Here is a 15,809-nt window from a genome sequence, read left to right on the forward strand (position 1 = left end):
ATCAATGACCGCCTTTTCAAAAAGACTTATGCAAGATGGCTCCATAAAGGCCGGCGACAAAAACATCATTGGTCGGCGTTCCGCTGACCCAACTCAACATGTTATCCGAAGCGCCCGTCTCGATCAGAGTCCAGGAATTGCCGTCAAAGTGCACTAACTCGTGATCGACGACAACGTATACATCCGTCGACGATCGTCCCCAGATGCTGGTAATCGTTCCATCCACCGGCAAGAACACCAGCGACCAGGAATTGCCGTCATAATGGCGCAAATCGCCGCCGCCCGCATAGATGTCGTCCGCCGCTGAACCCCAAACAGCATAGAAGGATTCCTCGGTCCCGCTATCCATCGCCGTGCATTGCACGCCGTCATAATGGTAGATCGAGCCGAAATATCCGATCGCGTACAAATCGGACCCGGATGTTCCCCAAATGCCGCTCAACCCTTCAGGCGATGGGCAAGCCAGCGTCGTCCAAACCGATCCGTTGTAACGATAAATCGCTTCTTCGTTGCCAATGAGATAAACCTCATCGGAGGACAGCCCCCAAATATATTTGGGTTCAGGCGGGATCTCGTTGGCCATGGACGTCCAGGAAACGCCGTCATAGTGAAAGATGACATCTTCATAAGGATAAAATCCATTATGGCCGATCGCAAAAACATCCGTGGGCGAAGATCCCCAGACGCTTGTCATAAAGTAGTCCGATTCGAGCTGTACCGACCAGATCGAGCCGTCATAATGGAGAATTTCCCCATACTGGCTCTGCGGGTCTAAAAACATCGAAGAGGTTCCGGTGACCGCGAACGCATCGGTACTGGAAGCCGCCCAAATACCTCTGATGGGAATCGGAGCGATATTCCTCGAAAATCGGGACCACTCCTCCCCGTCGTAGCGCAAGATCGTATGGGTGGTTTGTTCGGCATCGCGTGAGCCGATGGCGTAAACATTCTGTTCCGAGGTTCCCCAGATGGCGGTCAGGCCAGCCGACTCGAAGGGGGTTCTTGTCAACCAGGTCGAACCGTCATAGTGAAGAATGATCCCCCAACATTCGGCGCCGTCATGATGAAGCCGTGGGTAACAGGCGTATCCCGCCGCCCAGATGTTAGTCGCGGAGGAACCCCAGATGTCTAAAAGAATACCCGACGCGGTGTAGGTTTGGGACCAGGCCGATCCGTCGTATTGTTGAATAAAACCACTGGGAGCCCATCCATAACCGCCGCCGCCCACGCTAAAGACCTCCGTGGACGAATCGCCCCAAATGCCGGAAAAGAAAGCAATCATCGGTTCCGGCGCGTCCATGTCTGTCCAGGCCGTTCCGTCGTAATGCAGGATTTTCCACCCACCCGTAGCAAAAACATCGCTCGATGAAGTGCCCCAGACATCACTCAATGTAAGTCCGCTTGTTTCGGCGGATTCGACCAACCAGGAATCGCCGTTATAGTGAAGAATGGCGTCGACCGAATTTACCTCATCAACGCCTACCACGAAAACCTGGCCGTCGGGTGATCCCCAAATACCTCCCCAAGTGTATTGGTCGTTATTCAAAATGATCGACCAGGCATCGCCGTCGTAATGCAGGAGGACCGAACCGCCGGTCGCGTAAATGTCACTGGATGAGAAGCCCCAGACATTGCTCAGCGATACGGTCGTGCCGCTGTCCATCCTGGTGAAAACAGATCCGTCATAATGGAGGATGAGGCCCGCTTCCCCGACAAAAAAGAGGTCAGTCTCTGAAGAGCCCCAAACACCGCCCAACCAGTTGCCGACCGGCCAGGGATTTTCCCAACACCAACCGTCGGCATTGCAAACGTACTCCAAATCCAGATCGTCGTTATCGTCATTGTCGTCATTATCGTCGTTGTCGTCATCATCGTCGTCATCATCATCGTTGGTATCATTGTCGTCATTGTCGTCATTGTCGTTGTTATCATCGTCGGCGGAAGAGTGATCGTCGCCATCATTCGTTTGGTTGGTCGAGCAAGCTCCGACGATAAGCATTGCGAGGAAAAAGAAGAGAATAATCCTGAAGTGGTTCGTAACCAAACGTGTCGACCTTTTCATTTTTACGCCAATCAATAGGTGATGCATCAGTCCTGAACTATATATATAATAATATCGCATCCGCCGCCGATCCGTCAATGAAATTAATCGCCTGACCGGGACTTCGTCCCAAACAAGCAGACATCAGGATAATTCCTTGTATTGCAACGTTTTTTCTCAATTCCGCCCTGCAAATCGCACAAAAGTCTACTTGGCAGGGTAAAAAATCGTCCTTATACTGAAGACAGATCGTGTTATTTGAGCGAATCGCCCGACCGAAAGGAGAGAAAATAATGCTGCCTTTCAACAAGCGATTTCTCTGCCCGACGGACTTCAGCGACCCTTCCCTCAAAGCCATCGACGCCGCCGGTCAACTGGCCGCCCATTTTGCCGCCGAGCTGGTGCTGTTGCACGTCATCGTTCCCCTGCCGACGATTTCCGCGCCTTTGATGCCGCCGGCGACCGCCTCGATCCCCTACAACCTGAACGAGTATCTCGAGGAAATCGAAAAGACCGCCCGCGCCACGTTGGCGAAAATCGCCAAGGAACACCTGGCGCCGGAAATCCCGGTCGATTTGCTGGTGGTGCGGGGAAACGCCGCCGATGAAATCATCCGAATGACCGCCGAGGTCAAGGCCGATCTGATCGTCATCGCGACGCACGGTTGGACCGGCTGGCGACATTTGATCTTCGGCTCGGTGGCCGAAAAAGTGATCCGTTATGCCGAGATTCCGGTCCTGACGATCCGCTGCCGGGAAGACGGCAAATCGGGGAAAAATACCGGACTGGTCGGCGAATGTTCTTCCTGAACCGCCGATTTTCGTTAAAATAGGCGCCACACCGAACGTGAGGTTGGGAAATGAACCAGACCGGCTTGATTTATCGTTTTCTGGCCGTCGCCACATTGGTGGCGCTGGTCATCGGTTGCGCGGTGAAATCCGAAACGCTCAACTCGATGATCAACGCGGCCGAGGCATTGCAGGCAAAAGACTACAGCCGCTTTGCCGATTACGTGGACGTGGAAGCGATCATCGGCCAGGCCGTGGATCTGACCTTCGATGAAATGCAAAAGCACGCGAAAAAGAAATACGCGGGCTTGCTGGGCAACGTCGCGGATCTGGCTAAGCCGTTTGCCGTCACGCAGACGAAAAAACAATTCGCGAAAATGGTGGAAAACGGCGAGATTCTCAAAGCGGCGCCCGGGATCAGTCGGCTGCCCTCGAGCGAAGTCCTGCTCAACCTCGTGCAACTCTTCGGCGTGCCGAAAACCGATGATAAAAATTATAAAATTGTCGACGTCAAACAGACAAACGACAAAGAACGTCTTAAAATCAACGTACGGATGAAAGCCGGCGACCCTTGGTTGCCGCTGGACTTGGAGTCGGTAAAGGCCGGGGATCACTACCGCATCACGCGGATCGTTAATTTGGATCAGGTCTATAAGCAACTGCTGAAGAATCTGCCGCACTGAGAAAAAACGGAGCGGCCGGTTTTACGATAAGTCAATTTTTAGAAATCTATTCACCATTTGGCGATAATGGGCGGCAGTCGGCTTAACGGAGGACTTACTGGGAGGCTCGGTATGAGAAAAATATTGCTTCTGCTTCTGGCTCTTTCCGCGGCGATGGTCTTCGCCTGGGCTTGCAACAACGGCGACGACGATGACAACGACGACAACGACACATCGATTGACGACGACAACGACACCGCGGTCGACGACGATGATGACGATGACGACAACGATGACAACGACGACAACGACGACGACAACGATGACAACGATGACAATGACACTACACCCACGCCACCGGAGTATCCGAACAACCACGATGTCACCTGGAACTGCTACACCTGCCATGCCTCCGTTTTCATGGGCGTGACCACCAAGGAACCGCACAACCACGCGTATACCGCCCCTGGCCAGTGCGTCGGCTGCCACCAGGAAGGCGACTTCACCAATCCACCGTACGAGGGCGGCCATAACTGGAATCAGAATTGCCTGCTTTGCCATGCCGGCAAGCATGGAAAAACCTGGCAGAGCAAAAACGAATGCCTGGTTTGCCACGGCGAATAGTGAGCCTTTGACTTTTTCAACCAGAACCGTCCGGCGGGCATCGCCCGCCGGACTTGTTCTTAAGCAACCGGCATAAAAAAGGCTCCCCGGATCGGGGAGCCTGGGAAAGCAGCAAAAGGGTTCGTCCGGCGGTTTATTCCGTCTCGCCGCCCATTCCCTTGATTTTCTCATCAACCGGTTCCGGCGTCGGAATCGCGCCCGGCGGAATGTCGAAATCGTCGATTTCATAAGCCACGTACGGCGCCGATTGCAACAAACCATGGCCGATGGCGTGCAAATCGACCGTGCCGCCGCCGGGCAGATCTTGCTGCTTGTAGACTTCGACGTTTTCAGTGGCCAGTTGCTTCAGGCTCATATCCAGAAAAGTGAAGCTGACTTTGATATTGCGAATGGGTTTGTCCCATTGATTGATGATTTTGCCGTTGATCATGATATCGTTCTGGAAGGGCAATACTTCCACCGCCATATCCAACGGAATGAGGTTCAAACCATCGGCCGCGCTGACCCGCTCCAACTTGGTCATCACCTTCTTGCGGTCGACCCAGCCGGCCATGGTGTCGTTTTCGATGCGGATAAACCCGGGTACGCGTTTCGTTTCCAGGTAACGTTCGTCGCGCGAGGCGTGGCCCAATAGGGTGGCGACCGGGCTGGGTTCGTTGTATACCGGCACCTTGTCGACGACCGGATAAACGAACTTCACCACTTTCGGGATTTCCGGGATCTGTTGCATTTGAAAATAGCCTGACAGGCTGAGAATCAGCAGAATCAGAAACGAAACGACCAGGACGATCAGCAAAATGGCCCAGACGTAACCGGAACGCTTCAATCGAGCGATATCGTGCTCGATATCGAAGCCGTTTCCGCTGCCGTTTTGTCCTCCAGTGGGCCTATCCGGATTTCGAAGATTCGGTTCCATGCCCCCTCCCGCGAATCGTGGTTTCAAGTGCGCGTCTGTAAATAACGCTCCTTGTTGGCACGATAGTCCTTGACCTCTTGCAAAACGGTCCGGGCTTTGGCATCGGATGCCGCAGCGGCCTCCAACTCAACAATCAACCGATCCGCAAACGCCAGGTCTTCCTGAACCCGGGTGCGCAGACTTTCTAAAGCCTGATTGAAAACACCCGCCATATTCTGGAATTCGTCGCCATGGCGCAATTGGACTTTATGAGTGTAGTCGCCTTGATGAATGAATTGCAGATTCCTGCCGAAATTGACGATCGGCCCCATGATTTTATTGCTGTATCGCAGGCCCAGGAACGCCACCCCGATCATGATGAGAATCATCGCCAAAAGCAGATTGAGGAAAATGGCGACCAGGGAAAGTTGGCCGTCGTTCCCGGTGATCAGCGAGAGAACCAGAAAAACCAACATCCCGGCCAGAACAAAGCCGGTCAGCAGCAATAAAAGGTGAGTTTGGGCCGGGTTGCCTAAAAAAAGTTGTTTCCGCCGTTCCGTCCCGATCGGTTTTTGTTCGGCCATTGCCTTGTCCTCCATCCTTGTCAGGCTTGCCCGCCGGGCTACGCCCCACCACCATCCGAACGCAGAACCATCAAACGGTATTTGGAAAACGACACGCTGCCGACTTTCTCGCTGGCTACCGCCTGGCCCGCCGAATAGATGACTTGCATGATGATGTGATAGGGAACGTCTTGGTCGGCCAGGATGGTCAGATTGCCCTGGAATTTAAATTGTTCGTTGATTTGACTGAGTCTTCCTTGCTGCTCGGCCTCTTTCACCAAGGCTTTCTGTAGCGTCGGAATCAAATATTGGTTTTCTGAATCGACGTATTTTTCATCCACCGTTCCGTTGTGGATTTCCGCGACTTTTCTGGATTCGACGGTGATTTCGCCCTTGGAAATGAAGACCTTGACGGCTTCGACCGGGTTGATCTGAATGGTGGAGTACGGGAGGGTCATTTCCTGGGTCACGGTAACCGATTCGTTGGAGAAGGACACGCTTTTGAGAAGAAAGACGAGGATGATCGTCATCATGTCCATCATGGCCACGATGTTCAGGTAGGTGATTTCCTCGGAGGCCCGTTTGGCCTTGGTGACCTTGCGCCGCCGTTTACGCATCAGGGTAAGCGCATTGAAAAAAGCGTCGCCGTCGCCGGCTCGGCGTTCAACGTGGGTTTCGGATGTTCCGACCATGTTATTGCGCTCCGCGATTCGTCAAGACGCCCAATTTGACATTATCGAACAAAATCCGTTCGTTTTTGTTGCGCAATGTATCCATCGCTTTAACCAAGGTTTTGTACGGGACGTCTTTGTCTGCTGAAATGATGACCGCTCGTTCGTTCGGGTACGCATCCTTGATTTCGACCGCTTTCGCATTGAGCGTATCAAAATCATAATCACCGTTCGGCAACATGGGAATAGCCGGCAAAAGGCCGCCGATGCCCGCGAACGTAAAACCGGTATGCGTAATGAACAAAGTAAGCGTCAACTCCTTTTTTTCTTCCTCGGGAGTCTGTTCTTCCTGTTTTTGAGCATCACGGACTGCCTGCGATGCGGGCGGGAAAATGCTGAGAATGCCGAGCGGCAAAAACGCGGCAATCGTCACCAACATGAAAATGATGAGGTTCATCATCACGTCCAGGTAGGGGACGAGATTTAATTCTTCCAGCGCGTGATAGTCGCCGACTTTGCGCTTGGCGCGGCGTTCAAGTACCGCCGCGGCTTCGCGTTCTTCGGCTTCTTTCGATTTCGTGGGAACGCGCTTGGCCATTACGCAACCTCCTGTTCAGGTTTCCCTACGCCATGACCGCGATTGCGTCCCCCTACTTTTGTTCCGAACGCTTGCGCAAGACTAGGAAATTTTCGAGTGTAACGGCGCTGACTTCCAAATCGGCGACCAGCTTTTTGGCGGTACCGGCCAGGACTAGGTGGCCGATCATGCAGATGATCGCGATCGCCAGACCGACGGCGGTGTTATTGAGCGCTTCGGCAATGCCTCGGGCCAAAAACGCCGCTTTCTGTTCGGGGCTGACCGCCGCCAAGCCGCTGAAGGATTGAATCAGACCGAAGATGGTACCGATGAGGCCGATGAGCGTGGCGATGTTCGCCAACGCCCACAAATTGGAAACGCGTTTTTCCAACTGGGGTGTCACCCGCATCAACTCTTCATCGATCCCTGCGGAGATCTCCATCACGCTGGCGTTGGCGCGCGAAAGACCGGCGTTGCAAACCTGAGCGACCGCCGCTTTGGTGGTCTGGCAGATTTTCACCGCCCGATCCAACTCGCCTTTTCGCACCATTTTCAGCATCGAATCGACGAACGCATCGGCCTTGATTCGATATTGCACGAAAAGGGCGACGATGCGGTCGACGATCGTTGCGATAACGATGACAGAGACAAACAGGTTGATGTAGATTGGTATGCTGGCATGACGGAAAATATTCGCAAGGGCTTCCATTCTCTTCCTCTCCTGCAAAGAGCAATTCAATAACCCGTGTTTTCTACCTCAAGTAAATCCTCACTTGGCGCTGGGCTCCCCTCCAGCAGCTAACTTAAGCCGACCCCTTGCAGCAAGGATACGCCTTGCAGGGTTCGGATGATGATCCAATTTTATACGAAAAGCAAGAGGAATTCTATAATTCAAGACGATTTTTCGAATTTCCCCTCACTGCGCCACCTATTAAAAAGGAAGACTTTTCCGGATAGGAAAAGATACAATCATTCATCGCGATACGAATCTTCCTTCCTTGTCGAAATTTGCTCTCGATATTTACCCGGAGAAAAGCCGGCGTCAAGGCCATTAATTCGGCCGCTTTCCATTCATTCGATTCTTCTGTTTTGACAAATAATCATCCAAACGCGCCGAGTGTCGCGCGGAACCATTTGACCGGGCTCGTATCATGCAAAAAGCGCTTTCATTGAAATTTTAGACTACCACGCCTCCTGATTTTCGATCGGGACGGTGCCGCGCGGCCGCAAAACAGGCTTTTTGACCCCGGTGCTGACGAAACCATACCGAATGCGGTACCATAGCAATCCTGTCAACACAGAGGGGTCGGTCGATGAGGAAAAACATTCTCCTGCTCGCGCTCGTTTTCTTAACGTCTCTGTCGGCGATGATCGGCTGCAATGCCGACGATGACCCCGGATCAACTACAGGGCAGGCTAAGGCGGATGACGATGACGACAATGATACCGCCGATGATGATGACGACAATGATGACGACAATGACGACGATAATGACGATGACAATGACAGCGGCGACGATGATGACGACGATGACGACGACAACGATAACGACAACGACGACGATGACGACGACAACGACACCTCCCCCGTGCCGCCGACGCCGCAGATAACGGACGATCTCGGCCGCGAGGTCATCATCCACGGCGTCAATGTTTTCGGCTTGGAATTCGGCTCCTGGTGGGTCCAGCAGGAGGATTTCGACCGCATCGCCGGCTGGGGCTTCACCCACGTTCGGCTGCCGATCGCCTGGAAATATATGGAACCCGTCGAGGGCGAGTGGGATGACACTTATCTCATCGAACACGTGGCGCCGGTGCTGGACATGATCGAAAACGCCGGGCTGAAGGCGATCGTCGGCATGCATCAATGGCAGTTCTGTTCGACCTTCGGGGGCAACGGCGCGCCGGACTGGGCCTGCGCCGAAGGCTATTCGCCCGATCTGTTCGGGCTCATCCAATTCGCGGCCGATTTCTGGTCCCGCGACCTGGACGAGCATTGGGCGACGGCTTGGGAACTGGTGTGGGACACGGTCGGCGAACATCCAGCCATCTGGGGCTATGATCTGTTCAACGAGCCTTGGGGCGGAGTGCAAACCGCCTTCCCCGCCTTCGAGCGCGACACCCTGACTCCATTCTATCAGGATCTGATCGATCGGCTGCGCACCCGCGACACCGTGCGCTGGGCGCTGGTCGAGCCGGATTTGTTCAACACGATCCTGCCCTGCCAGCTTGAGCCGCTGGACGATTCGCGCGTCGTCTACGCGCCGCACATCTATTCGGGCGGCACGGCGCTGGACAGCATCGGTTACTGGGTCAACGAACAGTTCATCGATTGGGACAATCGCCGTTACGACAAAGACCGCGACCGGCTGGGGTGGCCGGTGCTGGTCGGCGAATACGGCATCACCTCCTGCGTCGAGGGCCCGGCGGAATGGACGCGCGATTCGGTTTCGGCGCACGATCGCTATACGATGAGCGAAACGGTGTGGGTCTATTCCAAGGACGACTGCGGCTGGGGCCTGCTCGACGCCGCGGGCAACGAAAAACCCTATTACCTGCCGTATCTCATCCGTCCCTATCCGCGCGCCGTGGCCGGACATATCGAATCGTACGACTTCGATTTCGACACCGGCGTGTTTGAACTGGTCTTCACCAATACCGCCGCGACCGGAGTGACCGAGATTTACGCCCCGGCGCGCCAATATCCCGGCGGATTCACGGTCGAATGCTCCGACCCGGCAGGCACCTGGTCATCCGAATACGACGACGAAACCCAGGTCGTTTCACTGCAAACCGATCCGGATTCGCCCAGCCACACGGTAACCGTCATGCCGGCCGCGCAACGCAACCGCTAAGCGGCGGGCGATCGGCGCCGGGCTTTCCGGCGTTGCATATTGCCTTTACAAAGTAATTTCGCTACAAAAGGAATAAATGGGATGGATATCCATATCCGATTAACCGAACAATCAAGGAGGACAAGATGGCTCGACTATCGTTTCGACATTCGCTCCGCCTGACGCTCGCGTTTTTCCTGTTCATGCTTGTTTGCGCCTGCGGCGGCGGCGGCGATGACGACGATTCCGGTGGCGCCGCCGATGACGATGACGATAACGACGACGACAACGACGACACCACGCCGGCCACCAATTGCACGATCGATGGAACGCCTTACGTCGACGGAGCCGTCTTCCCCGATAACAACTGCCTGATCTGCGATGCCGCCGCCAATCCCACCGGCTGGTCGTTCAACGACGGCGCGACTTGCGACGACGGCGAATTCTGCAACGGCGCCGATACCTGCGGCGCCGGCGCCTGCCAGGAACACGCCGGCGATCCTTGCGACCTCGACCAGGTCTGCAATGAAAGCGAGGATTCCTGCGATCCTTCCGGTGATGACGACGACGACGATGACGACGACGATGACGACGACAATGACGACAACGACGACAACGATGACAACGACGACAACGATGATAACGACAACGACACGACGCCCGACGAACCGGAGGGCGTTTACGTCTTCGGACAAGTGACCGTCAACGGTACCGACGTGTTCACCGCTTTCGCGGACCTCTATTACGTAAGTGTCACGATCTATTACCGCGACCGTTCCTCCGGCTTGCCGTACGAAGCCCTGGTCGACGAGGACGGCGGCTATCGCCTGCCTTACGTGCCGGTCGGCGATTACGACGTGATCGTTCGCCTGGATATGACCGACGACGACCCGGAAATGGAAGCGGTGTTCATCGATCCGTTGGCGATCGAAAACGTCAACGTCCCGGCCGGCGGACTCGAACAGGATATCGATCTGACCTTCCACACGATGGACGGCGCGATCACCGACCCGGACGGCGATCCGTTGGACGACGTCGTGCTGGCGGTGCAGACGCCGACCACCACCGCTTCGACCGAGTGGCAGGTCGGCGTGGTGCTGGTCAACGCGACCGATACCTATTCGATCCTGCTGCCCGAATACGGCGCCTATTCGCTCACCTGGTATCCACCCCAGGATCTGGGCCTGGCGCAAGCCACCGAAACCGGCGTGGCCCTGACCGGCGACCTGACCCACGATTTCCAATTCCCCGGCTACGTGTCGACCGCCTACTGCCGCTTCACGAACGACGGCAGCAACATCGGCAACGATTGGGGCTGGTCGATGGAAGCGGAGATGGTTTTCTCGGATGGCGTGGATCTCTACCAAAAGGAAATGCCGGACGGATACAGCTACTTCTATTTTGACGCGCCGGACGGCGATTACGATCTGACCGTCGACCTGATCGCCGACGCCTACAGCTCCTATCAGTTCACCCATTACTACAGCGACGAATTGCAGGTCACGGTCAGCGGAACGACGCCCATCGACATCGAAATCCCCCTGGCCGTCGTGAGCGGCACGATCACCGACGGCAACGGCGATCCCTATCCCGACGTTTACATTTACGCCGAAAAAGGCTCCTTCCCCGTCGGCAAGGGCGCAAAAACCGGCGAGGCGGTCTACGCCTATCAGTTGACCGACGAAAACGGTGAATACACGCTGAATCTCCCGCTGGGCGATTACCTGATCCGCTACGAGCCGACCGACGATTCGATGATGGAATACGAAAGCGGCGTCACCGTCGCGGGCGATCTGACCCACGACTTCCAACTGGGCTTTCCGCCGACCAACATCACCGGCCACTTCACGATCAACGGCCAGTCGCCGATGGTATATTTCGGTTCGTTCCTGACCTTCGGCGACATCACCGCGGTCGACGAGAACGGCCAGGGATACTACGGCGAGATGGCCGCCAACGGCTCGTACACGATCCCGGTGGCCGACGGCATGACCTACGAGATCAACATCGAAATCATGTCGATCATCAGCATCACCAGCTTCGTGGAATATTACGTGGCCGACGTGGGCGACGTCGTCGTTCCATCCAAGGACGTGCCCCAGGATTTCGATCTGGTCATGCACAAATTGTCGGGCCACGTTTACCAACCGGGAGGTGTGCTCCCGGCGCTCGGCGCGCAAATCGCCGCTTCCTACAGCCTCGACGATTTGAAGGGCGAGAAGCTTTACGAGGACTTTTATTTCGGCTCGGTCGGCGTCATGACGGCCACCGGCGAATACGAGATCGCCCTACCCGAGGGCATGCTCCAATTCGTCTTCACCGACTATGACGGCCACTCCGAATTCCTCAACAACGTGGAAATCACCGCCGACGACGTGCTCGATTTCGTTTTCGCCTGGGGGCTCTAGTTCTTTTTAATGACCGGCAGACAAAAAAACGCCGCGCGGTTCATCGATCCGCGCGGCGTTTTTCTTGCGGTTTAGAAAAGATTGCCCTGCAAGGTTTCACGCGAGACGGGCGGTTTTTTCACGGCCGGCGCCTTCAGCACATTGGCAAAAACCGCCTGCAGGCAGTTTTCGATCCGCGGGCGCAGGGCCGCCGCATCCGCCACCGGCCAATCGGGATCGGGAAAATAGAACGAATGGAGAAACTTGGCGCAAACCATCTCGGCCAGGGAACGCACCGCTTCGGCCGTGACTTTCGGCTTGAGCTCGCCCCGCTCCTGGGCAGCGGCGATTTGCGCGGCGAGCGTTTCGCCGGGAAGCAGGCACGCGATCAATTTTCCCCTTCCCGGCAATTGATCCTGGAACAGGTGCCGCAGGAAAAAGCGGCCCGTATCCGACCGATCATCCAATAGAAAGTCGCGCTGAAAAACCAATTCAGTCGCCAGGAACTCGCGCAGGTCGGCGAACGGCCGCTCGCCGATCCGCCGTTGCCGTTCGTCCTTCCAGGCCGCAACCGAGCGATCGATCAATTCCCGGAGCAGTTCCTCCTTGGTCGGGAAATAGCGATACATCAAACCGGCGGCCATCCCGGCGCGGCGGGCGATATCGCGCGTCGAGGCGGCGAAATAGCCTTGTGCGGCGAATTCGGCCAAAGCGGTGGCGAGAATCTTCCGCCGGGTGTTTTCCCGCTGGGCTTGTGAATCGCGGCCGGGTCGTGTTCCGGTATCGTTGGAATCGGGCGACATAAACAGAACCTCGATTGGTGAGCGTTTGCTCAATTTATATTCCGCCCCACCGTGACTGGCAAGTTGAAATCAGGTCGGTTTCACCTGATTCGGATAAGTGGCCCCGTCATCCACCAATCCACCCACTGGGAAAGTGCAGTAAATTGATAAAATCAATTCCATCCCTGAAAGTATTTGACCATCGTGCCAAAATTCATTATTCTTTTAACCATCGCAGGCTGACGGGAGATTACGATGAGGATTAGCTCCTATTGGCTTTTCCTTTTCTCTCTACTGGTCTTCGTTCCCGGCATTTCTTCCTGCGACAGCACCCAAAATGACGACGACTCCGCCGGTGATGATGACACCACACCGGGACAATATCCGAATGACGACGACGATGGCCCCGACGACGACAGCGCCGGAGACGACGACGATAACGATGATGACGATAACGACAATGACGACAACGATGACAACGACGACAACGATGATTCCGCCGCATGGACCTGCACGACGGTTTACGAAACGCTTTACCTGGCTTGCGGCCGCGTCGTCTACAACGGCGAAGCGACCGTTCCGCTCGAAACGGCCGTCGCCGCTTGCGAATCCGGTCTCGAAGGTTTGGGTCTCGATGGCGCGACGGCCGGTTGCATTATGAACAACGCACCCGATTGCGAAAACATCACCAACTGTCTCTACGGTTCCACGGTCGATGACGACATGGACGAGGCTCCGTTATCCATCGAAAAAGTCGAGGGTGGTCCGCCGGGCCGAACCGGCGCGGCGATCGTGCTCGACGATGCGGACGCCCCGATTATCGCCGCCGTCAGCGGTCGCGATTTCAATTTGTATCAATCCGGCGCCGCGACCTGGACCAGCTCGCGTCTCGCGCCGCTGGTCGATTACCCGGCCCTGGCCCGCGGTCCGGACGGGCGGTTGCACGCGCTGTTCGTCGATCTGCCCGCACGGCGGATCGTCCACGGCGTTCAAACCCTCGCCGGTTGGGAATTTGATATCGTTGACGATCAACCGTTGCTGGATTACGCGTTTTGCCGCCTGACGATCGACAATGACGGTTTTGTGCATGCCGTGTTCTTCGCCACCGATCCCGAATACGACGCTTACAGCACTTTTTATGCGACCAACCGAAGCGGCTCCTGGGTGACCGATGAAATCGGCGGTGGGCTCTATTCCTTCACCTACCTGGCGCCGCGGCTGGCGGTGGACGACGAGGGCAAGGCGTACATCGTTTTCGCGCAATTGGGATCGGCGCCGATGTATACCAACTACTACAATATGCTTTACCTGATAACGAACCGTTCCGGCGAATGGGATTTTGAGTATATCGCGGTGGGTCCCTGCTACCAAGGCACCCATTATTCTTACGATACCGCCTTTTCCTCCGGACCGATCGCGATCCGGCCGAACGGCGATCTGGTTGTTTTAACCTCCTATTCCTATACCACTATGCAGGATGGCTACGTCACCACGGACATCGATCAAGTGCGCCTTTACACGCGCGATGCCGGCACCGGCGAATGGTCCTTCGAAGGCCTGCTGGGAACGTCCGCCATCACCCTCGACCGTGCCATACAACTGGATTCGGCCGGCGAACCACGGCTTCTTTTCTCCGACCGGGACAACGCCACGTATTACGGGTTCCTGACGGAAGACCGTTGGGAATTTGAAACCCTTCCCGGCGATCCGTGTGATCAACTCGATCTGGCGCTGACCGGCGCCGACGAACCGCGAGTCGCTTGCTACCGCGAAGCGGACACCACCCTTCATTACTTGACGACGACGACGAAGGGCTGGGCCGACGAAGCGATCGATTCGCAACCCTTCATCCCCTATTCCAGTGACTTTTACGCTACCGCCGCCGATTGGTCGGCGAGCAACGGCGGCGCCGTGGCCTACTGGCATGATGCCGACAATATCCAGACGTACGTGGCCGAGAATTCAGCCGGCGCCTGGCAGGCGAGCGCCGTGCCGAATGCCGGCAATACCAAGGGCCAACCGGCGCTGGCCTACGACAGCGCGGGCGGTTTGCACCTCGCCTACCTGGAAACAGACGAACTCAGCGTCACCCGGCTCGTCTATGCCGTGCCCGTCGGCGACCAGTGGCAATTCACGGTCGTGGCGGCGGAAAACGTCGACCGTTACAACCAGCCCACGCTGGCCCTCGACGGCGCCGACCAACCGCATTTGATTTATATTGACCCGGACGATCATTTGCGCCATGCCTGGCGCGGCGGAGATGATTGGGACGATCGGCGCATCATCTGGACGACGGAAAACGCCGGCGATCCCGCCTTGACGGCCGCCCCGGATGGATTGTTGCATCTTTGCTATACTGATCAAACTGCCGTCTATTACGCGACGAACGAGACCGCCTGGTTACAAGCCGAAACGGCATCGGATCCGAACGCGGGCTCAAGCAGCACCTGTTCTATCGCCGTCAGCGAGGAGGGAATCGTCTATATCGCATATCTGGATTACGGCGAAGGCGACGTACGGCTGGCCGCCCGCTATCAAGGTGTTTGGAACCACACCCGGATCGCATCCTACACCGGCTCGAATTATTTCAATTATTCCTTCATTGCCGCAGCCGGTAATGGGCGGCTTCATCTTTCCTACCTGGATCGGATGAACGGCGGCGACTACAACTACCTTTACGTCCTGATCCATTACACCAACGCGGACGGTGCCTGGCGCGAATCGATCATCGACTACCCGACCAATTTCAATTTCCTGAATCGTTCACCGGTCATGACCATGGATGAAACCGGCCGGCCGCACTGGTTCTATCAAGGCTACGGCGCCGTCTGGCATGCCACATTTGATGAATGATCGGGACGATTGAAGTTAGCTGATAAAAAACGCAGGCCGAGATGGGGAATGATCGGAAAAATCCTTGATGAGGTCTCCGATGAAAACATTGATCGGCTTGTTTCTCCTTTTTTCCTGCGTCGCTCTGCTGGG

At 55.9% G+C, this 15,809-nt stretch carries 13 protein-coding genes; 6 read left to right on the plus strand and 7 right to left on the minus strand.

The genetic code is table 11. From position 1 onward, the window contains the following. Positions 1-16: 16 nt before the first annotated feature. Positions 17-2,089 (minus strand): hypothetical protein, encoded by a 2,073-nt coding sequence (locus GX444_07245; protein NLH48383.1) that lies wholly within the window; start codon positions 2,087-2,089, stop codon positions 17-19. 245 nt (positions 2,090-2,334) lie between these two features. Here GX444_07245 and GX444_07250 point away from each other — a divergent pair, with 245 nt between their 5' ends. From GX444_07250 to GX444_07260, 3 genes are all read left to right on the plus strand, one after another. Then, entirely contained in the window at positions 2,335-2,850 is a 516-nt protein-coding gene (locus GX444_07250) for a universal stress protein (GenBank protein NLH48384.1), read from the plus strand. 50 nt (positions 2,851-2,900) lie between these two features. Then, the gene (locus GX444_07255) at positions 2,901-3,512 is read left to right on the plus strand and encodes a hypothetical protein (GenBank protein NLH48385.1); all 612 of its coding nucleotides are present in this window, start codon (positions 2,901-2,903) and stop codon (positions 3,510-3,512) included. Between the two features lie 111 nt (positions 3,513-3,623). After that, positions 3,624-4,115 (plus strand): hypothetical protein, encoded by a 492-nt coding sequence (locus tag GX444_07260; GenBank protein NLH48386.1) that lies wholly within the window; start codon positions 3,624-3,626, stop codon positions 4,113-4,115. A 133-nt stretch (positions 4,116-4,248) separates the two neighbouring features. On the opposite strand, the gene GX444_07265 is transcribed toward GX444_07260, so the two are convergent. The 5 genes from GX444_07265 to GX444_07285 all read right to left on the minus strand — a co-directional run bounded on the left by GX444_07265 (position 4,249) and on the right by GX444_07285 (position 7,560). Then, positions 4,249-4,941, minus strand: a complete 693-nt coding sequence (locus GX444_07265) for a hypothetical protein (protein ID NLH48387.1) — start codon at positions 4,939-4,941, stop codon at positions 4,249-4,251. A gap of 113 nt (positions 4,942-5,054) precedes the next feature. Further along, complete coding sequence (locus GX444_07270; GenBank protein ID NLH48388.1) at positions 5,055-5,594, minus strand: methyl-accepting chemotaxis protein; 540 nt, start codon at positions 5,592-5,594, stop codon at positions 5,055-5,057. Between the two features lie 38 nt (positions 5,595-5,632). After that, positions 5,633-6,265 carry a hypothetical protein gene (locus tag GX444_07275; protein ID NLH48389.1) on the minus strand — a complete coding sequence of 211 codons (633 nt, stop codon included), beginning with the start codon at positions 6,263-6,265 and terminating at the stop codon, positions 5,633-5,635. 1 nt (position 6,266) lies between these two features. Next, a complete protein-coding gene (locus GX444_07280; GenBank protein ID NLH48390.1) occupies positions 6,267-6,842 on the minus strand; it encodes a biopolymer transporter ExbD in 576 nt (191 codons plus the stop codon). Positions 6,843-6,894: 52 nt separating this feature from the next. Beyond that, on the minus strand, positions 6,895-7,560 hold the full coding sequence (locus GX444_07285) for a MotA/TolQ/ExbB proton channel family protein (protein NLH48391.1): 666 nt from the start codon (positions 7,558-7,560) through the stop codon (positions 6,895-6,897). A 574-nt stretch (positions 7,561-8,134) separates the two neighbouring features. On the opposite strand from GX444_07285, the gene GX444_07290 reads away from it, so the two are divergent. Both GX444_07290 and GX444_07295 read left to right on the plus strand, forming a co-directional pair. Then, positions 8,135-9,676, plus strand: coding sequence for a glycoside hydrolase family 5 protein (locus GX444_07290; protein ID NLH48392.1), 1,542 nt, complete (start codon positions 8,135-8,137; stop codon positions 9,674-9,676). A 125-nt stretch (positions 9,677-9,801) separates the two neighbouring features. Further along, on the plus strand, positions 9,802-12,063 hold the full coding sequence (locus GX444_07295; protein NLH48393.1) for a hypothetical protein: 2,262 nt from the start codon (positions 9,802-9,804) through the stop codon (positions 12,061-12,063). 71 nt (positions 12,064-12,134) lie between these two features. On the opposite strand, the gene GX444_07300 is transcribed toward GX444_07295, so the two are convergent. Beyond that, the gene (locus tag GX444_07300) at positions 12,135-12,878 is read right to left on the minus strand and encodes a TetR/AcrR family transcriptional regulator (GenBank protein ID NLH48394.1); all 744 of its coding nucleotides are present in this window, start codon (positions 12,876-12,878) and stop codon (positions 12,135-12,137) included. A 201-nt stretch (positions 12,879-13,079) separates the two neighbouring features. Here GX444_07300 and GX444_07305 point away from each other — a divergent pair, with 201 nt between their 5' ends. Beyond that, positions 13,080-15,677, plus strand: coding sequence for a hypothetical protein (locus GX444_07305; GenBank protein ID NLH48395.1), 2,598 nt, complete (start codon positions 13,080-13,082; stop codon positions 15,675-15,677). Positions 15,678-15,809 lie beyond the last annotated feature (132 nt).

Source organism: Myxococcales bacterium (assembly GCA_012517325.1).
Lineage (GTDB): Bacteria > Lernaellota > Lernaellaia > Lernaellales > Lernaellaceae > JAAYVF01.

Coding starts and splice junctions, on each gene's coding strand:
- GX444_07270 (NLH48388.1), bottom strand. CDS start 5,594: ATGGCCGAACAAAAACCGATCGGGACGGAACGGCGGAAACAACTTTTT.
- GX444_07275 (NLH48389.1), bottom strand. CDS start 6,265: ATGGTCGGAACATCCGAAACCCACGTTGAACGCCGAGCCGGCGACGGC.
- GX444_07245 (NLH48383.1), bottom strand. CDS start 2,089: ATGCATCACCTATTGATTGGCGTAAAAATGAAAAGGTCGACACGTTTG.
- GX444_07305 (NLH48395.1), top strand. CDS start 13,080: ATGAGGATTAGCTCCTATTGGCTTTTCCTTTTCTCTCTACTGGTCTTC.
- GX444_07260 (NLH48386.1), top strand. CDS start 3,624: ATGAGAAAAATATTGCTTCTGCTTCTGGCTCTTTCCGCGGCGATGGTC.
- GX444_07295 (NLH48393.1), top strand. CDS start 9,802: ATGGCTCGACTATCGTTTCGACATTCGCTCCGCCTGACGCTCGCGTTT.
- GX444_07290 (NLH48392.1), top strand. CDS start 8,135: ATGAGGAAAAACATTCTCCTGCTCGCGCTCGTTTTCTTAACGTCTCTG.
- GX444_07250 (NLH48384.1), top strand. CDS start 2,335: ATGCTGCCTTTCAACAAGCGATTTCTCTGCCCGACGGACTTCAGCGAC.
- GX444_07280 (NLH48390.1), bottom strand. CDS start 6,842: ATGGCCAAGCGCGTTCCCACGAAATCGAAAGAAGCCGAAGAACGCGAA.
- GX444_07255 (NLH48385.1), top strand. CDS start 2,901: ATGAACCAGACCGGCTTGATTTATCGTTTTCTGGCCGTCGCCACATTG.